Source organism: Pseudomonas sp. GW821-FHT05H12 (assembly GCF_059419385.1).
In genome coordinates this window covers 52,281-72,786 of record NZ_JBWKRS010000008.1, presented here as the reverse complement: position 1 = coordinate 72,786, position 20,506 = coordinate 52,281, and the positions used below count along the sequence as shown (strand labels likewise).

Sequence of the window (20,506 nt, the reverse complement as noted above, 5' to 3'; positions counted from 1 at the left end):
ACTTATTTCAAAGCTTATCCCGAGGGTTGATCATGACCGAGCTGGCGCGGTTGAAGTTCTATGCCACTCAAGCCCACTCTTGCAGCTATCTGCCCGACGAGCAGGCCACGACGCTGTTCCTCGACCCCAGCCAGCCGATGGACGTGCATGTGTATGCCGACCTTTCCGAGATGGGCTTCCGGCGCAGCGGCGACCACCTGTACCGCCCGCACTGCCAGAACTGCAACGCTTGCGTGCCGGCGCGCATTCCGGTGGCGCAGTTCCTGCCGGACCGCAATCAGAAGCGCATCCTCAAGCGCAACGCCGACCTGACGGTGACGGCCACCAAGCCACGGTTCAGCGAAGAATATTTCGACCTTTACCAGCGCTACATCGAACAGCGCCATGCCGACGGCGATATGTTTCCACCGAGCCGCGACCAGTTTTCGACGTTCCTGGTGCGCGACCTGCCGTTTTCGAGATTTTATGAGTTTCGACTCGATGGCCGCCTGCTGGCCGTCGCGGTCACCGATTTGCTGCCCAACGGCCTTTCGGCGGTTTATACCTTCTACGAACCCGCCGAAGAGCGCCGCAGCCTCGGGCGCTTTGCCATCCTGTGGCAAATCGGCGAAGCCCTGCGCCTGGAACTGGAAGCGGTGTACCTCGGCTACTGGATCAAAAACTGCAAAAAGATGAACTACAAGACCCAATATCGGCCTATTGAACTGCTGATTAATCAAAGATGGGTCGTGCTTAACTAGAACCCCTTGGCTTAAACACCCTTTTTCGGGCACAATGCACGCCGCTTTTGCCTGGCGCAGTTGCACCGGGCCATTCACTGGATACCGAGGGCTTTACTGCATGTCGAAAGAAGACAGCTTCGAAATGGAAGGCACTGTCGTCGACACCCTGCCCAACACCATGTTTCGTGTGGAGTTGGAAAATGGGCACGTCGTAACCGCGCATATCTCCGGCAAGATGCGCAAGAACTACATTCGTATTCTTACCGGTGACAAAGTGCGCGTCGAGCTGACGCCCTATGACTTGAGCAAAGGGCGCATCACTTACCGCGCTCGCTAAGCAAGTCAATACAAAACGCCCGGTTATGCCGGGCGTTTTTGTGTGTGCGCTATTTAACCATCACCACAACTCCCCTGTGGGAGCTGGCTTGCCTGCGATGGCGGTGTATCAGCCACACATGGGCAGGCTGAACCACCGCCATCGCAGGCAAGCCAGCTCCCACAGTGGATCTTCAGTGATCATGTGATAGTGGCCAACCTCATTACACACAGCAAAAAGGCGCCTTTCGGCGCCTTTTGCTTTATTGCAGTCAGCTATCAGGCCATTTCGGCCGTGGTTTCGAACTCGAAGGTCAGCTCGCCGTCCTTCAGGTCGATGTGCACCACGCCACCATGGTCGGACAACTCGCCGAACAGGATCTCTTCGGCCAATGGCCGTTTGATCTTGTCCTGGATCAGACGCGCCATTGGGCGAGCGCCCATTGCCGCATCGTAACCGCCTTCGGCCAGCCAACTGCGTGCCGCATCTGTCACTTCCAACTGCACGCGCTTGTCTTCCAACTGCGCCTGGAGCTCGGTAAGGAACTTGTCCACCACACTTTTGATGACCTCATGGCTGAGGCGACCAAACTGGATAATGGTGTCCAGACGGTTGCGGAACTCCGGCGTGAAGCTCTTCTTGATCACTTCCATGGCATCGGACGAGTGATCCTGATGACTGAAGCCGATCGAAGCCCGGGCGGCCGTTTCGGCACCGGCGTTGGTGGTCATGATCACGATCACGTTGCGGAAGTCCGCCTTGCGCCCGTTGTTGTCGGTCAGGGTCCCGTGGTCCATCACCTGCAGCAGCAGGTTGAAGACTTCCGGGTGGGCCTTCTCGATTTCATCGAGCAGCAACACGCAATGCGGCTGCTTGGTGATGGCCTCGGTCAACAGGCCGCCCTGGTCGAAACCGACATAGCCCGGAGGCGCACCGATCAGGCGCGACACGGTGTGACGCTCCATGTATTCGGACATGTCGAAACGCACCAGCTCGATACCCATGGCCTTGGCCAACTGCCGCGCCGCTTCGGTCTTGCCGACGCCGGTCGGGCCTGCGAACAGGAACGAACCCACGGGCTTGTCCGGCGACTTGAGGCCCGCACGGGACAGCTTGATGGCGGTGGACAGCGAATCGATCGCGGCATCCTGGCCGAACACGGTCAGTTTCAGGTCGCGCTCGAGGTTACGCAGCAGCTCCTTGTCGGAACTGGTGACGTGTTTTGGCGGAATCCGCGCAATCTTCGCCACGATGTCCTCGACTTGAGGCACGTCGATACGCTTCACACGTTTCTCGACTGGCTGCAGGCGCTGGTAGGCGCCCGCCTCGTCGATCACGTCGATAGCCTTGTCCGGCATGTGCCGGTCGTTGATGTAGCGCGACGCCAGCTCTGCCGCCGAACGCAGGGCTTCATCGGTGTACTCGATGCCGTGGTGCGCTTCGAAGCGCCCCTTCAGGCCGCGCAGGATGCCAATGGTGTCTTCAACCGAAGGCTCGGACACGTCGACTTTCTGGAAGCGGCGCGCCAGGGCACGGTCTTTTTCGAAGATGCCGCGGAATTCCTGGAACGTGGTCGAGCCGATGCAGCGGATATCACCCGACGACAGCAGCGGCTTGAGCAGGTTGGAGGCGTCCATCACCCCACCGGATGCCGCACCGGCACCAATGATGGTGTGGATCTCATCAATGAACAGAATGGCCTGCGGACGTTTTTTGAGCTCACCGAGCAGCGCCTTGAAGCGCTTCTCGAAATCGCCACGGTACTTGGTCCCGGCGAGCAACGCGCCCAGGTCCAGGGAGTAGACGACACTATTGGCCAGCAGGTCCGGCACCTGGTTGTCGACGATGCGCTTGGCCAGGCCTTCGGCAATCGCGGTTTTACCCACGCCCGCCTCACCCACCAGCAACGGGTTGTTCTTGCGACGACGCGCGAGGATCTGCGCTACACGCTCAACCTCATTCTCACGCCCCACCAGCGGATCGATCCGCCCCTGGCGCGCCAGTTCATTGAGGTTGCTGGCATAGGCATCCAGTGGATTGCCCGAAGAAGAAGACTCACCGCCCTCGTCGTCCTGCATATCCTGCTCACCCTCGGAATGATCGCCGTGCCCAGGCACCTTGGAGATACCGTGGGCGATGTAGTTGACGACATCGATACGGGCAACGCTCTGCTGCTTGAGCAGGAACACTGCCTGGCTTTCCTGTTCGCTGAAGATCGCCACAAGCACGTTGGCGCCTGTGACTTCTCGCTTGCCGGAGCTCTGCACATGGAACACGGCACGCTGAAGCACCCGCTGGAAGCCCAGGGTCGGCTGGGTTTCACGGTCTTCATCGTGAACGGGGATCAGTGGTGTAGTGGAGTCGATAAACTCCTGCAGGTCATGCTTGAGTTTGTCGAGGTTGGCGCCGCACGCACGCAAAACGGTGGCGGCAGCTTCGTTATCCAAAAGTGCCAACAGCAGGTGTTCGACGGTCATGAATTCATGACGTTTCGAACGAGCCTCCTTGAAGGCAAGATTGAGGGTGACTTCGAGCTCGCGGTTTAACATAGCTTCACCTCATACCCAAGTGGTCGGCGTTAACCGTCCTTCTCGATTTCACAGAGTAGCGGATGCTGGCTTTCCCTGGCGTACTGGTTGACCTGCACGGCCTTTGTCTCGGCGATGTCGCGGGTAAACACTCCACATACTGCCCGTCCTTCTGTGTGAACGGCCAGCATTACCTTGGTCGCCAACTCGCGGTTCAGGTTAAAAAACACCTCGAGCACTTCGACGACGAAATCCATCGGTGTGTAGTCATCATTGAACAAAACCACCTTGTACATCGGCGGCGCCTGCAGGGCGGGCTTGGCCTCCTGAACAGCAATGCCTGCAGAACCGTCGTCGTCATGTTCCTGATCCGGGCGATCCTGATTGAATGTTAGTCGAATCTGGCTGTTTGCATGCATGGAAAGAAAGGTTCGTCAGTGGTTCAAATACAGTGGTGGGGGCGACCTGTCAGAATTTCAACTCTGACCGACTGGTCGCCTTGACTATCGGTGAAACGGTGTTACAACCAATAGAACCCACAGTGGGTAAAAAAGGTCCGCGCAGTCAACCTTATTTATTCGGGTTAGGACGGATAAACTGGATGATACTCCAGCGATGGAGTCTGGTGCAGAGGGATATGGGCATGGCTAGCGGTAAGGTCAAGTGGTTCAACAATGCCAAGGGTTACGGCTTCATTATTGAAGACGGCAAGGACGAAGACCTTTTTGCGCATTACTCAGCGATAAAAATGGACGGTTATAAAACACTGAAGGCGGGGCAGCCGGTCGACTTTGAAATTATTCAGGGACCCAAAGGCATGCACGCGGTAAATATCAGTGCGCCAGTCACCATCGGCACAGCAACAAACGGCAATGCTCAAAAACCAAAAGAGAAATTGGCCTGCGTCGGCCACTGAGCAAATGACCAATAAAAAGCCGGCCATTCCGCCTCGACGGTATGGCCGGCTTTTTATGTCCAGCCGATTACATGTGCGAAATCAGCGCATCGCCAAAGCCCGACGATGACACCAGCTTGGCGCCCTCCATCAAGCGCTCGAAGTCATAAGTCACCGTCTTGGCCGAAATCGCGCCATTGGTGCCCTTGATGATCAGGTCGGCCGCTTCGGTCCAGCCCATATGGCGCAGCATCATTTCCGCCGACAGGATCAGCGAGCCCGGGTTCACCTGGTCCTTGCCCGCGTACTTGGGCGCCGTACCGTGGGTGGCCTCGAACATGGCCACGGTGTCGGAGAGGTTGGCTCCCGGCGCAATACCGATACCGCCCACCTCCGCCGCCAGGGCGTCAGACAGGTAGTCGCCATTCAGGTTAAGGGTCGCGATCACGTCATACTCTGCCGGACGCAGCAGGATCTGCTGAAGCATCGCATCGGCAATCGCATCCTTGACCACCACGTTCTTGCCGGTCTTCGGGTTCTTGAACTGCATCCAAGGGCCGCCGTCGAGCAGCGTCGCACCAAATTCCTCAGCCGCCACTTCGTAGGCCCACTCTTTGAAGGCCCCCTCGGTGAACTTCATGATGTTGCCTTTGTGCACGATGGTCAGCGAGTCGCGGTCGTTATCCACTACATATTGCAGGGCTTTGCGCGCCAGACGCTTGGTGCCTTCCTTCGAGACCGGCTTTACGCCAATCCCGCAATCCTGATCGAAACGGATCTTGGTCACGCCCATTTCTTCCTTAAGAAACTTGATGACTTTGATCGCTTCCGGCGAGCCGGCCTTCCACTCGATGCCGGCGTAAATGTCTTCGGAGTTTTCACGAAAGATGGTCATATCGACATCGCCAGGCTTCTTGACCGGGCTCGGTACACCTTCAAACCAACGCACCGGGCGCAGGCACACGTACAGGTCGAGCTGTTGGCGCAAGGCCACGTTCAGCGAACGGATGCCACCTCCGACCGGCGTGGTCAGTGGGCCCTTGATGGACACCACGTAATCCTTCACAGCATCCAGGGTTTCCTGGGGCAGCCAGGTGTCCTGGTCGTAGACTTGAGTGGCCTTTTCGCCGGCATACACCTCCATCCAGGAGATTTTGCGCTTGCCGCCGTAGGCCTTTTCAACAGCTGCATCGACCACCTTGATCATCACCGGGCTGATGTCGACGCCAATACCGTCGCCTTCTATATAAGGGATGATCGGTTTGTCAGGAACATTGAGAGAATGGTCTGCATTGACGGTGATTTTGTCGCCGACTGCCGGAACCTGAATCTTCTTGTATCCCATGCTGAACTCCATCTATGGATTGAACATCTGGCTGCGTTCGAGCCTACTCCAGATAAATGGCGACTGAAACCTCGCGCCATGCTCATTTGCATCGAAAACAGCACACTTGGCGGCCTACAAGCCTGAAAGAAACGGGAAAAGCGCCAATGTTGAGCACATTGTGCGACTTCCGACGCCATCCGTCCCCTGCGACCTTTAGACCAATGGACGACACACCTTTTGTATGAAGGCTCGGCGTAAGCATAGCGACCTATGTATAATGCCGCCGCTGACCAAAGAGTCACGACGGCCGACCGCTCTATAACAGTGCCCTCCGCCAGAAAAGCCGGACTAAACAATAGTCCACCCGCTTGACGCTCGACTGATGCAACCCAACATCACCGCGAAGAAACCTCGACATTTCGCTCATGGATGACTTTGAACGAACGCGCTCCACCCGGCGCATCTCGAGTTTCTGCGCACGCTTTCAGCAAAGAAGAGAGTTAATCCGAATATGCCCACCCGCTCGAAGATCATCTACACCTTCACCGACGAAGCCCCAGCCCTCGCCACCTATTCACTGCTGCCTATCGTAGAGGCCTTCACCGCTTCAGCTGATATTGCTGTGGAAACCCGCGACATCTCCCTTGCCGGGCGCATCCTCTCAAGCTTCCCCGAGCAACTGGGCGCCAAGGCTATCCCGGACCACCTCGCTGAACTCGGCGACCTGGCCGTTACGCCTGAAGCCAACATCATCAAGCTGCCTAACATCAGTGCCTCGACCCCACAGCTGCAAGCTGCGATCAAGGAACTGCAGGCCCTGGGCTACGCCCTGCCGGACTACCCGGAAACCGTAACCACCGACGCGGAAAAAGAAACCCGCGCACGTTACGACAAGGTCAAGGGCAGCGCCGTGAACCCGGTCCTGCGCGAAGGCAACTCTGACCGCCGCGCACCGCTGTCGGTCAAGAACTACGCACGCAAGCACCCGCACAAGATGGGCGCCTGGGCCGCTGACTCCAAGTCGCACATCGCGCACATGAACAACGGCGACTTCTACGGCAGCGAAAAAGCCGTACAGATCGAAGCCGCTGACGCTGTCAAAATCGAGCTGATCGCTCAAGACGGCACCGCGACCGTCCTGAAAGAAAAGACCTCGGTACAAGCTGGCGAAATCATCGACACCGCCGTGCTGAGCAAGAAAGCCCTGCGCAGCTTCATCGCCGCCGAAATCGAAGACGCCAAGAAACAAGGCGTTCTGCTGTCGGTTCACCTGAAAGCCACCATGATGAAGGTCTCCGACCCGATCATGTTCGGCCAGATCGTTGCCGAGTTCTACAAAGACGCCCTGACCAAGCACGCTGTCGTGCTGGAGCAGATCGGCTTCAACCTGAACAACGGCATCGGCGACCTGTACGCTCGCATCAAGGCCCTGCCGGCTGACCAGCAAGCGCAGATCGAAGCTGACATCCAGGCGGTCTACGCCGCTCGCCCTTCCCTGGCGATGGTCAACTCCGACAAAGGCATCACCAACCTGCACGTGCCGAGCGACGTCATCGTCGACGCCTCGATGCCAGCCATGATCCGTGACTCCGGCAAGATGTGGGGCACCGACGGCCAGCTGCACGACACCAAGGCCGTGATCCCGGATCGCTGCTACGCCACCATTTACCAGGCGGTCATCGAAGACTGCAAGGCCAATGGCGCCTTCGACCCAACCACCATGGGCAGCGTGCCAAACGTTGGCCTGATGGCGAAGAAAGCCGAAGAGTACGGCTCCCACGACAAGACCTTCCAGATCAAGGCTGACGGCGTTGTCCGCGTCACCGACAGCAAGGGCACCCTGCTGATGGAACAGGCTGTTGAAGCCGGCGACATCTTCCGCATGTGCCAGACCAAAGACGCACCGATCCAGGACTGGGTCAAACTGGCCGTCAACCGTGCCCGCGCCAGCAACACCCCGGCCATCTTCTGGCTGGACCCCAAGCGTGCACACGACGGCGTCGTGGTCGAGAAAGTTCAGGCCTACCTGAAAGACCACAACACCGAAGGCCTGGACATCCGCATCATGTCGCCAGTCGACGCGATGAAGTTCACCCTGGAGCGCACCCGCAAGGGCCTGGACACCATCTCGGTGACCGGCAACGTGCTGCGTGACTACCTGACCGACCTGTTCCCGATCATGGAACTGGGCACCAGCGCCAAGATGCTGTCCATCGTGCCGTTGATGAACGGCGGTGGCCTGTTCGAAACCGGCGCCGGCGGTTCGGCTCCGAAACACGTGCAGCAACTGGTGGAAGAGAACTTCCTGCGCTGGGATTCCCTGGGCGAGTTCCTGGCCCTGGCGGCGTCCCTCGAGCATTTGGGTGTGAACTACAACAACCCGAAAGCCCTGGTTCTGTCCAAGACCCTGGACCAGGCGACTGGCCTGTTCCTGGACAACAACAAGTCGCCATCGCGTAAAGTCGGCAACATCGACAACCGCGGCAGCCACTTCTACCTGGCGCTGTACTGGGCACAAGCCCTGGCTGCCCAGACCGAAGACACTGCACTGCAAGCGCAGTTCGGCGAACTGGCCAAGACCCTGACCGAGAACGAAGCAACCATCGTTGCCGAACTCAACGCCGTACAGGGCAAGCCAGTGGACATCGGCGGCTATTACGCGCCGAACCCGGAGCTGACCAGCAAAGCCATGCGCCCAAGCAACACCCTCAACGCGGCCATTGCCAAGTTGAAGTAAGGTTGTAAGGATGCAAAGAAGCCCCGGCCCCGTGCCGGGGTTTCTGTTTGTACTGCTCGACTGAAAACAAATACCCCTGTAGGAGCCGGCTTGCCGGCGATGGCGACCTCAAGGCTTGCGCAAAGCTTGAGGGCCTCATCGCCGGCAAGCCAGCTCCTGCAATGACCGTGCAAACACGAGGTATTGAATGACCTGGCAACCCCACATCACCGTCGCCACCATTGTCGAAGACAACGGCCGCTTCCTGATGGTCGAAGAACTCAAGGGCGGCCGCGCCGTGCTCAACCAGCCCGCCGGCCACCTCGACCCGCATGAAACCCTCACCGAAGCCGCCGTGCGCGAAACCCTCGAAGAAACCGGCTGGGACGTCGAAGCCACCGGCATCGTCGGCATCTACCTGTACACGGCCCCGAGCAATGGCGTGACCTACCAACGGGTCTGCTTCATCGCCAAGGCGCTGAAACACCACCCGGATTATCAACTCGACGAAGGCATCCTGCGAGCCCGCTGGCTGACCCGTGACGAGCTGCTGGCCGTGCGCGACGACTGGCGCAGCGAGCTGATCATCCGCTGCATCGACGATTATCTGGCCGGGCAGCGCCACAGTCTCGAATTGATCCGCCCTTCTCTTTAGCCTTGAAGGCCTGAGCCTGATAGAATCGCGTCCTTTTTCAAGACACCCGTTGAAACCCTATGCGTGATCCAGCCCCTTCTGACACACAAAAGAAGCGCGTCATCGTCGGCATGTCCGGCGGCGTGGACTCTTCCGTTTCCGCCGTCCTGCTCATGGAGCAGGGTTATGAGGTGGAAGGCCTGTTCATGAAGAACTGGGAAGAAGACGATGGAACGGAATATTGCACTGCCATGGACGACCTGGCGGACGCCCAGGCCGTGTGCGACAAGATTGGCATCAAGCTCCACACCGCCAACTTCGCCGCCGAGTACTGGGACAACGTGTTCGAGCACTTCCTGGCCGAATACAAGGCCGGCCGCACGCCGAACCCGGACATACTGTGTAACCGTGAAATCAAGTTCAAGGCGTTCCTCGACTACGCCATGACGCTCGGCGCCGACCTGATTGCCACTGGCCACTATGTGCGCCGCCGCGACATCGATGGCCGCACCGAACTGCTCAAGGGCCTGGACCCGAACAAGGACCAGAGCTATTTCCTGCACGCCGTCGGCGGCGAACAGATCGCCAAGACCCTGTTCCCGGTGGGCGAGCTGGAAAAACCCGAAGTGCGCAAGATCGCCGAGAAACACGGCCTGGCCACCGCCAAGAAGAAGGATTCCACCGGGATCTGCTTTATCGGCGAGCGCCGTTTCAGCGACTTCCTCAAGCAGTACCTGCCGGCACAACCGGGCGAAATCAAGACCACCGAAGGCGAAGTCATCGGCCGTCACCACGGCCTGATGTACCACACCATCGGCCAGCGCCAGGGCCTGGGCATCGGCGGCTTGAAAGACGCCGGTGAAGAGCCGTGGTACGTGCTGATCAAGGACCTGGAGCACAACGAGCTGATCGTCGGCCAGGGCAACGAACACCCGCTGCTGTTCTCGGGCGCCCTGCTCGCCTCGGAGATCTATTGGGTCAACCCGATCGACCTGAGCACCCCGCGCCGCCTGACCGCCAAGGTGCGTTATCGCCAGAGCGACCAGCCTTGCACCCTGGAAAAAACCGCGACCGGTTACCGCGCCACTTTCGATGACCCGCAGCGCGCAGTGACGCCGGGCCAGTCCGTGGTGTTCTACGACGGCGAAATCTGTCTGGGCGGCGGCGTGATTGAAGTGGCCGAAGCCTGGAGCCAGAAGGCATGAGCCCGACCCAGGAGCAATTGACGGCATTGGGCGGGGTGTTCCTCGCCGCGGTGCTGGTGGACAAGATTGCCAAGACCGGCCAGGTCACCGAAGCCGGCCTGACCTGCATGCTCGGCAGCCTGCTGATCCGCGACCCCAAGGACACCCTGGAGGTCTACGGTGGTGATGACCTGGCACTGCGCGAAGGCTACCGCGCGCTGATCGGCGCCCTGGAGCGCGACCCGAGCACCCTGCAGCGCGAGCCTTTGCGCTACGCACTGTCGATGCTCGGCCTCGAACGCCAACTGGCCAAGCGCGAGGACATGCTCGAAACCATCGGCAAACGCCTGCCGCAGATCCAGTCCCAGGTGGAACACTTCGGCCCCGCCCACGAAAACGTGATCGCGGCCTGTGGCGCGCTGTACCAGGACACCTTGAGCACCTTGCGCCAGCGCATCCAGGTGCACGGCGACATGCGCAACCTGCAGCAACCGAACAACGCCTCGAAGATCCGCGCCCTGCTCCTGGCCGGCATTCGTTCGGCGCGGCTGTGGCGCCAGTTGGGCGGTCATCGTTGGCAGCTGGTCATCAGCCGCCGCAAATTGCTCAAAGAGCTTTACCCGTTGATGCGCAACGAATAAGTCGCAGCGACCCGTTTTTTTATAGCCTCACGCGTAATACGCCGGTCAGTTGGCGACGGACCGGCGGATTTTTTCATGTATGATACGCGCCCCATTTCGTTGCCCGACTGTCCGAGAACACCCCATGCAGCTCTCTTCGCTCACTGCGGTTTCCCCTGTTGACGGCCGCTACGCCGGCAAAACCCAGGCCCTGCGCCCTATTTTCAGCGAATACGGCTTGATCCGTGCTCGTGTTCTGGTTGAAGTGCGCTGGCTCCAGCGCCTGGCCGCTCACCCCGCCATCAGCGAAGTGCCGGCGTTCTCCGCGCAAGCCAACGCTGTGCTCAACACCCTGGCGGAAAACTTCTCCCTGGAGCACGCCGAGCGTGTGAAAGAGATCGAGCGCACCACCAACCACGACGTAAAAGCCATCGAATACCTGCTCAAAGAGCAAGCGGCCAAGCTGCCGGAACTGGCCCAGGTCAGCGAGTTCATCCACTTTGCCTGCACCAGCGAGGACATCAACAACCTGTCCCACGCCCTGATGCTGCGTGAAGGCCGTGATGACGTGATGCTGCCGCTGATGCGCCAGACCGCCAACGCCATCCGCGAACTGGCCATCCGTTTCGCCGACGTGCCAATGCTGTCGCGCACCCACGGCCAGCCGGCCTCGCCGACCACCCTGGGCAAAGAACTGGCCAACGTGGTGTACCGCCTGGAGCGTCAGATCGCTCAAGTCGCGGCCGTGCCACTGCTGGGCAAGATCAACGGCGCCGTAGGCAACTACAACGCCCACCTGTCGGCCTACCCCGAGATCGACTGGGAAGCCAACGCCCGCGCCTTCATCGAAGACGAGCTGGGCCTGGGCTTCAACCCGTACACCACGCAGATCGAGCCGCACGACTACATTGCCGAGCTGTTCGACGCCATTGCGCGCTTCAACACCATCCTGATCGACTTCGATCGCGATATCTGGGGCTACATCTCCCTGGGCTACTTCAAGCAGCGCACCATCGCCGGTGAAATCGGTTCGTCGACCATGCCGCACAAGGTCAACCCGATCGACTTCGAAAACTCCGAAGGCAACCTCGGCATCGCCAACGCGCTGTTCCAGCACCTGGCCAGCAAGTTGCCGATCTCCCGCTGGCAGCGCGATCTGACCGACTCCACCGTACTGCGCAACCTCGGCGTGGGCTTCGCGCACAGCGTGATCGCCTACGAAGCCAGCCTCAAAGGTATCAGCAAGCTCGAGCTCAATGAGCAGAAGATCGCCGCTGACCTGGATGCGTGCTGGGAAGTCCTGGCTGAGCCGATCCAGACCGTGATGCGCCGTTACAACATCGAAAACCCGTACGAGAAACTGAAAGAATTGACGCGCGGCAAGGGCATCAGCCCTGAAGCGCTGCAAACTTTCATCGATGGCCTGGACATGCCAGCTGCGGCCAAGGCCGAGCTGAAACTGCTCACCCCGGCCAACTACATCGGCAACGCTGTAGAGCAAGCCAAGCGCATCTGATCTTCGCAAGACCCTTTGAGACGCCCGGCCGCGCCGGGCGTTTTTATTCCAGTCTGAAAAGTGCTTTCTTTCAATAGGTTACACATGAATCCTGATATCCCTCTTCAACTTCTGGGCGGCATCACGGCACGGGAATTCCTGCGCGACTACTGGCAGAAAAAACCGCTGCTGATCCGCCAGGCCATTCCTGATTTCGAAAGCCCGATCGACGCCGACGAACTGGCCGGCCTGGCCCTGGAAGAAGAAGTCGAATCGCGCCTGGTGATCGAGCACGGCGAGCGCCCGTGGGAACTGCGTCGCGGCCCGTTCGCTGAAGACGCGTTCAGCACCCTGCCCGAGCGTGAGTGGACCCTGCTGGTGCAGGCCGTCGACCAGTTCGTGCCGGAAGTGGCCGAGCTGCTGGAGCAGTTCCGCTTCCTGCCAAGCTGGCGTATCGACGATGTGATGATCAGCTTTGCCGCACCCGGCGGCAGTGTTGGCCCGCACTTCGACAACTACGACGTGTTCCTGCTGCAAGCCCAGGGCAAGCGCAACTGGAAGATCGGCCAGATGTGCAACTCCGAAAGCCCGCTGTTGCAGCACGCTGACCTGCGCATCCTCGCCGAATTCGAAGAAAGCGCCGAATGGGTGCTGGAACCGGGCGACATGCTGTACCTGCCGCCACGCCTGGCGCATTTCGGCATTGCCGAAGATGACTGCATGACTTACTCCGTCGGCTTCCGTGCACCGAGCGCGGCCGAAGTGCTGACCCACTTCACCGACTTCCTCAGCCAGTACCTGACGGACGAAGAGCGCTACACCGACGCCGACGCCCAGCCGGTCAGCGATCCGCACCAGATCCAGACCGACGCCCTGGACCGCCTGAAAAGCCTGCTGGCCGAGCACATGAGCGACGAGCGCATGCTGCTGACCTGGTTCGGCCAGTTCATGACCGAACCGCGCTATCCTGAATTGGTGGCCGGCGAAGAGCTGGGCGAAGAAGACTTCATCAACGCCCTGCAAGATGGCGCGATCCTGGTGCGCAACCCAAGTGCACGCATGGCCTGGTCGGAAGTGGACGACGACGTACTGCTGTTCGCCAGCGGCCAGAGCCGTTACCTGCCGGGCAAGCTGCGCGAGTTGCTGAAACTGATCTGCGCCGCCGACGCCCTGCATGCCGAGAACCTCGGTGCGTGGCTGGCGGACGAAGACGGTCGTGACCTGCTGTGCGAACTGGTCAAGCAAGGAAGCCTGGGATTTGCCGATGAATAAGATTCACGTAAGTGTCGCGGACTGGCAAAAGGATATCGCCGAGATACGGCGCATTCGTGAAGCGGTGTTTATCGCTGAGCAATCGGTTCCACCGGAGCTGGAGTGGGATGCGGAAGACGCAGGCGCGGTGCATTTCCTCGCGTTTGAAGGCGACTTTCCTATCGGCACTGCGCGCCTGCTGCCTACGGGCGAGATTGGTCGTGTATCGGTCCTCAAGGACTGGCGCGGCCTGAATGTGGGCGACAAACTGATGGATGCTGTGATTGGCGTGGCCGAGAAACGCGGCCAGACCAAGCAGTTCCTCAGTGCGCAGATGTATGCGGCGCCGTTTTATGAGCGGTTGGGCTTCAAGGTCGTCAGTGACGAGTTTCTTGAGGTCGGGATTCCGCATGTGGATATGGTGCGCGGCAACTGATCCGCGACCGCGTCGCCTGCATCGCAGGCAAGCCAGCTCCCACAGTTGATCGCATTCCAAGGGATGCACGCGGTCAAGTGTGGGAGCCGGCTTGCCGGCGATGGCTATCTCAGCAACACCCCAAAATGCCCTGCCATGCCAGGGCATTTTGCCGTCTACGATTCAATTTGCGACCCACCAGGCCGACAAACTGGCACTATCCCGCCTAAATGACTCGCAGAGATAACGGACATGTCCCTACGCACCCTGCTCACCGCCCTCCTCCTGACCGCCAGCTTCTCCGCCGTGGCCGACACCGAAGTCGTCAACCTGAGCAACCGCACCAGTGCCGACCTGCTCCCGGTGGCGCAGAACTTCATCGGCAAGGACGGCACCGTCAGCGCCTACGGCAACCAGCTGATCGTCAACGCCGACCCAGGCAAGATCCAGGACCTGCGCGCCCTGCTCGCCCAACTGGACACACCGGCCAAGCGCCTGCTGATCACTGTCGACACCAACGAGAACAACCAGCAGAACACCGGTGATAGCCAGACCCGCATCATCAGCTATGGCACTGCCAGCCGTGACGGTGGTATCCAGCAGATCCAGGCCAGCGAAGGCGTACCTGCGCTGATCCAGGTTGGCCAAAGCGTGCCACTCACCACCACTCAGCCGGACGCCTACGGCCGCCCGCAGAACCAGACCCAGTATCGCAACGTCACCCAGGGTTTCTACGTGACGGCAAGCGTCACCGGCGAGACCGTTCACCTGGCCATCAGTACCAACCGTGACCGCATGAGCCAGGAACGTCCCGATGTAGTGAACGTACAAAGTACCGACACAACTGTCAGCGGTCGCTTGGGCGAATGGATCCCCCTGGCCGGCATCAATCGCGAGACCCAGGCCGACAAATCCTCTACAACCCGCAGCTACTCTACTCAGGGTCGTGATGACCTGACTTTACGGGTCAAGGTCGACACCCTGAACTGAAGCACCAAAAACTGACCAATGAGTCGCCTTAGACTAAAGATGTAGTGCTTGAAAAAAAGCACTACAAAACATTTGACGATACAAAAAAGCCTGTGCATGATGGCCTCGCTCCCGCTAATCAGGGGCCCTGGCAAGGGCCTTCGGATCGCCGCTCCAAGCTACCCACCCGAGCCGATTCGTGTCTGTACCGCCCACAAGGTGTGTTTGACTTTGGTTGCGACTGGAACGAAGTTGTCCCGAGGGACGGAAGCTAACCAGGTAACCCGGCTACACACTGATGGAACGCACAAAGGCCCACGACGCCCGAAGACTGTCCGCAGTTTGCCCTTACCTGCTCAACTCCCCCTTGAGCACCACGTTCATCCCGTCGCCTTCCCCGTCAAACCCGACATGACCGCCTAAGCTTCTGGTCAGCGAGCAGCCCTGCCCACGCATTGAATGCACGGCTGGAAAACGGATCTTCTAAACGCGACGAGGTTTATCTCCATGGCACTGACACGCGAACAGCAAATTGCAGCCCTTGAAAAAGACTGGGCTGAAAACCCACGCTGGAAAGGCGTGACCCGCGCTTATTCCGCTGCTGACGTCGTCCGCCTGCGTGGCTCGGTTCAACCTGAGCACACCTTTGCAAAACTCGGCGCCGAGAAGCTGTGGAACCTGGTCACCCAAGGTGCCAAGCCTTCCTTCCGTCCCGACAAAGATTTCGTCAACTGCATGGGCGCCCTTACTGGCGGCCAGGCAGTGCAACAGGTGAAAGCCGGTATCCAGGCGATCTACCTGTCCGGCTGGCAAGTGGCAGCGGACAACAACTCCGCTGAATCCATGTACCCCGACCAATCGCTGTACCCGGTGGACTCGGTGCCGACCGTGGTCAAGCGCATCAACAACTCTTTCCGTCGTGCCGACCAGATCCAGTGGAAAGCCGGCAAGAACCCGGGCGACGAAGGCTACATCGACTACTTCGCACCCATCGTGGCCGACGCTGAAGCCGGTTTCGGCGGCGTGCTGAACGCCTACGAACTGATGAAGAGCATGATCGAGGCGGGCGCTGCCGGCGTGCACTTCGAAGACCAGCTGGCTTCCGTGAAAAAATGCGGCCACATGGGCGGCAAGGTACTGGTACCCACCCAGGAAGCCGTACAGAAGTTGACCGCTGCCCGCCTGGCCGCTGACGTTGCCGGTACACCGACCATCATCCTGGCCCGTACCGACGCCAACGCAGCAGACCTGCTGACCTCGGACTGCGACCCGTATGACAAGCCGTTCGTGACCGGCGAGCGTACCCAGGAAGGCTTCTACAAAGTACGCGCCGGCCTGGACCAGGCGATTGCCCGCGGCCTGGCCTACGCACCGTACGCCGACCTGATCTGGTGCGAAACCGCCAAGCCAGACCTGGACGAAGCCCGTCGCTTTGCCGAAGCAATCAAGAAGGAATACCCGGACCAACTGCTGTCCTACAACTGCTCGCCTTCTTTCAACTGGAAGAAGAACCTGGACGACGCGACCATCGCCAAGTTCCAGCGCGAATTGTCCGCCATGGGCTACAAGCACCAGTTCATCACCCTGGCCGGCATTCACAACATGTGGCACAGCATGTTCAACCTGGCGCACGACTACGCCCGCAACGACATGACCGCCTACGTGAAACTGCAGGAGCAGGAATTCGCTGACGCCGCCAAGGGCTACACCTTCGTGGCGCACCAGCAGGAAGTGGGCACTGGCTACTTCGACGACATGACCACCGTGATCCAGGGCGGCACCTCGTCCGTGACCGCGTTGACCGGTTCGACCGAAGAAGAGCAGTTCCACTAAGCAGCAGCGAGTACACGGCCACTGCGGCCCCACGGAAGACCTAACCGCAGTGCCGCGCAGCAATCACGCCCCGACTGGTTCGGGGCGTTTTTTTTGTTTCGAGTACACCGAAAATCAAATGTGGGAGCTGGCTTGCCTGCGATGGCGGCGGCCCAGACGCCACATTCATATCTGACGCACCGCCATCGCGGGCAAGCCCGGCTCCCACAGGGACGCTGTCGAGGCGAAGATTTTGCGCAAAACATTGATCCAGAGCGGTATTCCCAAGGACCGGATCGGTTAAAAGATCCGTTCCAGCAACTAAGCGACAATCAAGCAAGTAACGGCAACTTCCCTCGCCACACGAGAAACATTCGCTTAAACCCCACGCAAACAATATTCATTATCATTTAGAGAATGAAAGCTTCGTTACCAGACAAACAAAACTTAATTGTTCAAAAGCCCGCTAATGCCCACCGCACAAGGGCTGCAGCCCTACAAAGGTGCACTATGTCCTTATTCCATCGAATAATTTCGCTATAGGAATTTTACTTGCCCGGTGTTTAGCCATAAAATCACCGCGATTGATTGCAGTGCGACATATCGTCACTGCATCGTTACTTTTTCGAGCTCAGAGACCTTTGCTCTCTGTTAAGGATTTCCAGCATGACCGAAGCGACAGGACTCATGGCCCACAACTGGGGCTTTGCCATTTTCCTCCTCGGTGTTGTCGGCCTCTGTGCCTTCATGCTCGGTGTCTCCAGCCTCCTCGGGTCAAAAGCCTGGGGCCGCAGCAAAAATGAACCGTTCGAGTCCGGCATGCTGCCTACAGGTGGCGCCCGCTTACGGCTCTCAGCCAAATTCTATCTGGTCGCGATGCTGTTCGTGATCTTCGATATCGAAGCCCTCTTTCTCTTTGCCTGGTCTGTGTCCGTCCGCGAAAGCGGCTGGACCGGATTCGTCGAAGCTCTCGTTTTCATAGCAATTCTGTTGGCAGGCCTTGTCTACCTATTCCGAGTGGGCGCCCTTGACTGGGCTCCGGAAGCTCGTCGTAAGCGGCAAGCGAAGCTGAAACAATGAGGCTTTGGCGATGCAATACAATCTCACCAGGATCGACCCGGATGCTCCTAACGAGCAGTACCCCATCGGCGAACGGGAAACCGTTTCCGACCCGTTAGAAGACCAAGTCCACAAAAACATCTACATGGGCAAGCTCGAAGACGTGCTGAGTGGCGCGGTCAACTGGGGGCGTAAAAACTCCCTGTGGCCGTACAACTTTGGTCTGTCGTGCTGCTACGTGGAAATGACCACCGCCTTCACGGCGCCCCACGACATCGCGCGCTTTGGCGCCGAAGTTATCCGGGCCTCGCCGCGCCAGGCGGATTTCATGGTTATCGCCGGAACCTGCTTCATCAAGATGGCGCCGATCATTCAGCGTCTCTACGAGCAAATGCTCGAGCCGAAGTGGGTTATCTCCATGGGTTCGTGCGCCAACTCCGGTGGCATGTACGACATCTACTCCGTCGTTCAAGGGGTGGACAAGTTCCTGCCCGTGGACGTCTACGTGCCTGGCTGCCCGCCTCGCCCTGAAGCGTTCCTGCAAGGCTTGATGCTGCTGCAGGAATCGATTGGCAAGGAGCGTCGCCCGCTTTCCTGGGTCGTTGGTGATCAAGGCGTATATCGCGCCGAGATGCCTTCGCAAAAGGAAGAGCGCCGCGAACAGCGAATCGCAGTCACCAACCTGCGCAGCCCTGACGAAGTCTGATCCAGCCCGCTTCTTTTATAGAACGAACACCTGGCTTCATTCTTTACGTTGACCGAAAGCGATAAAAAAACCATGACTACAGGCAGTGCTCTGTACATCCCGCCTTATAAGGCAGACGACCAGGATGTGGTCGTCGAACTCAATAACCGTTTTGGCCCTGACGCCTTCACCGCCCAGGCCACACGCACCGGTATGCCGGTGCTGTGGGTGGCGCGTGCCAAGCTCGTCGAAGTCCTGACCTTCCTGCGCAACCTGCCCAAGCCGTACGTCATGCTCTATGACCTGCATGGCGTGGACGAGCGTCTGCGCACCAAACGCCAGGGCCTGCCGAGCGGCGCCGACTTCACCGTGTTCTACCACCTGATGTCGCTGGAACGTAACAGCGACGTGATGATCAAGGTCGCCCTGTCTGAGAGCGACTTGAGCATCCCGACCGTGACCGGTATCTGGCCGAACGCCAGCTGGTACGAGCGTGAAGTGTGGGACATGTTCGGCATCGACTTCCCGGGCCACCCGCACCTGACGCGCATCATGATGCCGCCGACGTGGGAAGGTCACCCGCTGCGCAAGGACTTCCCTGCCCGCGCCACCGAATTCGACCCGTTCAGCCTCAACCTCGCCAAGCAGCAGCTTGAAGAGGAAGCGGCGCGTTTCCGTCCGGAAGACTGGGGCATGAAACGCTCCGGCACCAACGAGGACTACATGTTCCTCAACTTGGGCCCGAACCACCCTTCGGCTCACGGTGCCTTCCGTATCATCCTGCAACTGGACGGCGAAGAAATCGTCGACTGCGTGCCGGACATCGGCTACCACCACCGTGGTGCCGAGAAGATGGCCGAGCGTCAGTCGTGGCACAGCTTCATCCCGTACACCGACCGTATCGACTACCTCGGCGGCGTGATGAACAACCTGCCGTACGTGCTCTCGGTCGAGAAGCTGGCCGGCATCAAGGTGCCAGACCGCGTCGACACCATCCGCATCATGATGGCCGAGTTCTTCCGGATCACCAGCCACTTGCTGTTCCTGGGTACCTATATCCAGGACGTCGGCGCCATGACCCCGGTGTTCTTCACCTTCACCGACCGTCAGCGCGCCTACAAGGTTATCGAAGCCATCACCGGTTTCCGCCTGCACCCGGCCTGGTACCGTATCGGCGGCGTCGCCCACGACCTGCCAAATGGCTGGGAGCGCCTGGTCAAGGAGTTCGTCGAGTGGATGCCCAAGCGTCTGGACGAATACCAAAAGGCCGCGCTGGATAACAGCATCCTTAAAGGCCGTACCATCGGCGTCGCCCAGTACAACACCAAAGAGGCCCTGGAATGGGGCGTCACCGGTGCTGGCCTGCGTTCCACCGGCTGCGATTTCGACCTGCGTAAAGCGCGCCCGTACTCCGGCTACGAGAACTTCGAATTCGAAGTACCGCTGGCGGCCAATGGCGATGCCTACGACCGTTGCATCGTGCGCGTCGAAGAAATGCGCCAGAGCCTGAAGATCATCGAGCAGTGCATGCGCAACATGCCGGCCGGCCCGTACAAGGCGGACCACCCGCTGACCACGCCGCCGCCGAAAGAACGCACGCTGCAGCACATCGAAACCCTGATCACGCACTTCCTGCAAGTTTCGTGGGGCCCGGTCATGCCGGCCAACGAATCCTTCCAGATGATCGAAGCGACCAAGGGTATCAACAGTTATTACCTGACGAGCGATGGCGGCACCATGAGCTACCGCACCCGGATCCGTACCCCAAGCTTCGCCCACTTGCAGCAGATCCCTTCGGTGATCAAAGGCGAGATGGTCGCGGACTTGATTGCGTACCTGGGTAGTATCGATTTCGTTATGGCCGACGTGGACCGCTAA

Annotated in this window: 18 protein-coding genes; 15 read left to right on the top strand and 3 right to left on the bottom strand. The window is 59.4% G+C overall.

Annotated features, from left to right (window positions below):
• The first annotated feature begins 32 nt into the window (after positions 1-32).
• Positions 33-740 carry an arginyltransferase gene (locus AC07SU_RS09290; RefSeq protein WP_176995483.1) on the top strand — a complete coding sequence of 236 codons (708 nt, stop codon included), beginning with the start codon at positions 33-35 and terminating at the stop codon, positions 738-740.
• A gap of 100 nt (positions 741-840) precedes the next feature.
• Positions 841-1,059, top strand: a complete 219-nt coding sequence (gene infA / locus AC07SU_RS09285) for a translation initiation factor IF-1 (protein WP_002553999.1) — start codon at positions 841-843, stop codon at positions 1,057-1,059.
• 257 nt (positions 1,060-1,316) lie between these two features.
• Here the strand turns inward: infA and clpA are convergent, their stop codons facing one another.
• Positions 1,317-3,587, bottom strand: coding sequence for an ATP-dependent Clp protease ATP-binding subunit ClpA (gene clpA, locus AC07SU_RS09280; protein ID WP_176995482.1), 2,271 nt, complete (start codon positions 3,585-3,587; stop codon positions 1,317-1,319).
• A 29-nt stretch (positions 3,588-3,616) separates the two neighbouring features.
• On the bottom strand, positions 3,617-3,985 hold the full coding sequence (clpS, locus tag AC07SU_RS09275) for an ATP-dependent Clp protease adapter ClpS (RefSeq protein ID WP_494996871.1): 369 nt from the start codon (positions 3,983-3,985) through the stop codon (positions 3,617-3,619).
• Between the two features lie 224 nt (positions 3,986-4,209).
• Here clpS and cspD point away from each other — a divergent pair, with 224 nt between their 5' ends.
• Entirely contained in the window at positions 4,210-4,482 is a 273-nt protein-coding gene (gene cspD / locus AC07SU_RS09270; RefSeq protein ID WP_494996953.1) for a cold shock domain-containing protein CspD, read from the top strand.
• 67 nt (positions 4,483-4,549) lie between these two features.
• Here the strand turns inward: cspD and icd are convergent, their stop codons facing one another.
• Positions 4,550-5,806 carry an NADP-dependent isocitrate dehydrogenase gene (gene icd / locus AC07SU_RS09265; protein ID WP_494996870.1) on the bottom strand — a complete coding sequence of 419 codons (1,257 nt, stop codon included), beginning with the start codon at positions 5,804-5,806 and terminating at the stop codon, positions 4,550-4,552.
• A 493-nt stretch (positions 5,807-6,299) separates the two neighbouring features.
• Between icd and AC07SU_RS09260 the strand changes: the two genes are divergently transcribed.
• The 12 genes from AC07SU_RS09260 to nuoC all read left to right on the top strand — a co-directional run bounded on the left by AC07SU_RS09260 (position 6,300) and on the right by nuoC (position 20,506).
• On the top strand, positions 6,300-8,525 hold the full coding sequence (locus AC07SU_RS09260; protein WP_494996869.1) for an NADP-dependent isocitrate dehydrogenase: 2,226 nt from the start codon (positions 6,300-6,302) through the stop codon (positions 8,523-8,525).
• A 187-nt stretch (positions 8,526-8,712) separates the two neighbouring features.
• Entirely contained in the window at positions 8,713-9,159 is a 447-nt protein-coding gene (locus AC07SU_RS09255; RefSeq protein ID WP_494996868.1) for an NUDIX hydrolase, read from the top strand.
• 59 nt (positions 9,160-9,218) lie between these two features.
• Positions 9,219-10,343, top strand: coding sequence for a tRNA 2-thiouridine(34) synthase MnmA (gene mnmA, locus AC07SU_RS09250; protein ID WP_494996867.1), 1,125 nt, complete (start codon positions 9,219-9,221; stop codon positions 10,341-10,343).
• Positions 10,340-10,963, top strand: coding sequence for a high frequency lysogenization protein HflD (gene hflD / locus AC07SU_RS09245; RefSeq protein WP_016969254.1), 624 nt, complete (start codon positions 10,340-10,342; stop codon positions 10,961-10,963). Before mnmA ends, hflD begins: the two co-directional genes overlap by 4 nt.
• 124 nt (positions 10,964-11,087) lie before the next feature.
• Positions 11,088-12,458 (top strand): adenylosuccinate lyase, encoded by a 1,371-nt coding sequence (purB, locus tag AC07SU_RS09240; RefSeq protein ID WP_016975540.1) that lies wholly within the window; start codon positions 11,088-11,090, stop codon positions 12,456-12,458.
• An 84-nt stretch (positions 12,459-12,542) separates the two neighbouring features.
• Complete coding sequence (locus tag AC07SU_RS09235) at positions 12,543-13,709, top strand: ribosomal protein uL16 3-hydroxylase (RefSeq protein WP_176995476.1); 1,167 nt, start codon at positions 12,543-12,545, stop codon at positions 13,707-13,709.
• Positions 13,702-14,124: a GNAT family N-acetyltransferase gene (locus tag AC07SU_RS09230; RefSeq protein WP_494996866.1), complete on the top strand. Its 423-nt coding sequence runs from the start codon at positions 13,702-13,704 to the stop codon at positions 14,122-14,124. Before AC07SU_RS09235 ends, AC07SU_RS09230 begins: the two co-directional genes overlap by 8 nt.
• Positions 14,125-14,355: 231 nt before the next feature.
• A complete protein-coding gene (locus tag AC07SU_RS09225) occupies positions 14,356-15,093 on the top strand; it encodes a secretin N-terminal domain-containing protein (RefSeq protein WP_494996865.1) in 738 nt (245 codons plus the stop codon).
• A gap of 486 nt (positions 15,094-15,579) precedes the next feature.
• Positions 15,580-16,905, top strand: coding sequence for an isocitrate lyase (aceA, locus tag AC07SU_RS09220; RefSeq protein WP_016969250.1), 1,326 nt, complete (start codon positions 15,580-15,582; stop codon positions 16,903-16,905).
• A gap of 645 nt (positions 16,906-17,550) precedes the next feature.
• Positions 17,551-17,964, top strand: coding sequence for an NADH-quinone oxidoreductase subunit A (locus AC07SU_RS09215; RefSeq protein WP_003219575.1), 414 nt, complete (start codon positions 17,551-17,553; stop codon positions 17,962-17,964).
• A 10-nt stretch (positions 17,965-17,974) separates the two neighbouring features.
• Positions 17,975-18,649, top strand: a complete 675-nt coding sequence (locus AC07SU_RS09210; protein ID WP_016969249.1) for a NuoB/complex I 20 kDa subunit family protein — start codon at positions 17,975-17,977, stop codon at positions 18,647-18,649.
• 72 nt (positions 18,650-18,721) lie between these two features.
• The gene (gene nuoC, locus AC07SU_RS09205) at positions 18,722-20,506 is read left to right on the top strand and encodes an NADH-quinone oxidoreductase subunit C/D (protein WP_176995473.1); all 1,785 of its coding nucleotides are present in this window, start codon (positions 18,722-18,724) and stop codon (positions 20,504-20,506) included.

What these genes read in the sequence shown, in the direction of transcription:
- AC07SU_RS09290 (WP_176995483.1), top strand. Translation starts at nt 33, where the DNA reads ATGACCGAGCTGGCGCGGTTGAAGTTCTATGCCACTCAAGCCCACTCT.
- infA (WP_002553999.1), top strand. Translation starts at nt 841, where the DNA reads ATGTCGAAAGAAGACAGCTTCGAAATGGAAGGCACTGTCGTCGACACC.
- clpA (WP_176995482.1), bottom strand. Translation starts at nt 3,587, where the DNA reads ATGTTAAACCGCGAGCTCGAAGTCACCCTCAATCTTGCCTTCAAGGAG.
- clpS (WP_494996871.1), bottom strand. Translation starts at nt 3,985, where the DNA reads ATGCATGCAAACAGCCAGATTCGACTAACATTCAATCAGGATCGCCCG.
- cspD (WP_494996953.1), top strand. Translation starts at nt 4,210, where the DNA reads ATGGCTAGCGGTAAGGTCAAGTGGTTCAACAATGCCAAGGGTTACGGC.
- icd (WP_494996870.1), bottom strand. Translation starts at nt 5,806, where the DNA reads ATGGGATACAAGAAGATTCAGGTTCCGGCAGTCGGCGACAAAATCACC.
- AC07SU_RS09260 (WP_494996869.1), top strand. Translation starts at nt 6,300, where the DNA reads ATGCCCACCCGCTCGAAGATCATCTACACCTTCACCGACGAAGCCCCA.
- AC07SU_RS09255 (WP_494996868.1), top strand. Translation starts at nt 8,713, where the DNA reads ATGACCTGGCAACCCCACATCACCGTCGCCACCATTGTCGAAGACAAC.
- mnmA (WP_494996867.1), top strand. Translation starts at nt 9,219, where the DNA reads ATGCGTGATCCAGCCCCTTCTGACACACAAAAGAAGCGCGTCATCGTC.
- hflD (WP_016969254.1), top strand. Translation starts at nt 10,340, where the DNA reads ATGAGCCCGACCCAGGAGCAATTGACGGCATTGGGCGGGGTGTTCCTC.
- purB (WP_016975540.1), top strand. Translation starts at nt 11,088, where the DNA reads ATGCAGCTCTCTTCGCTCACTGCGGTTTCCCCTGTTGACGGCCGCTAC.
- AC07SU_RS09235 (WP_176995476.1), top strand. Translation starts at nt 12,543, where the DNA reads ATGAATCCTGATATCCCTCTTCAACTTCTGGGCGGCATCACGGCACGG.
- AC07SU_RS09230 (WP_494996866.1), top strand. Translation starts at nt 13,702, where the DNA reads ATGAATAAGATTCACGTAAGTGTCGCGGACTGGCAAAAGGATATCGCC.
- AC07SU_RS09225 (WP_494996865.1), top strand. Translation starts at nt 14,356, where the DNA reads ATGTCCCTACGCACCCTGCTCACCGCCCTCCTCCTGACCGCCAGCTTC.
- aceA (WP_016969250.1), top strand. Translation starts at nt 15,580, where the DNA reads ATGGCACTGACACGCGAACAGCAAATTGCAGCCCTTGAAAAAGACTGG.
- AC07SU_RS09215 (WP_003219575.1), top strand. Translation starts at nt 17,551, where the DNA reads ATGACCGAAGCGACAGGACTCATGGCCCACAACTGGGGCTTTGCCATT.
- AC07SU_RS09210 (WP_016969249.1), top strand. Translation starts at nt 17,975, where the DNA reads ATGCAATACAATCTCACCAGGATCGACCCGGATGCTCCTAACGAGCAG.
- nuoC (WP_176995473.1), top strand. Translation starts at nt 18,722, where the DNA reads ATGACTACAGGCAGTGCTCTGTACATCCCGCCTTATAAGGCAGACGAC.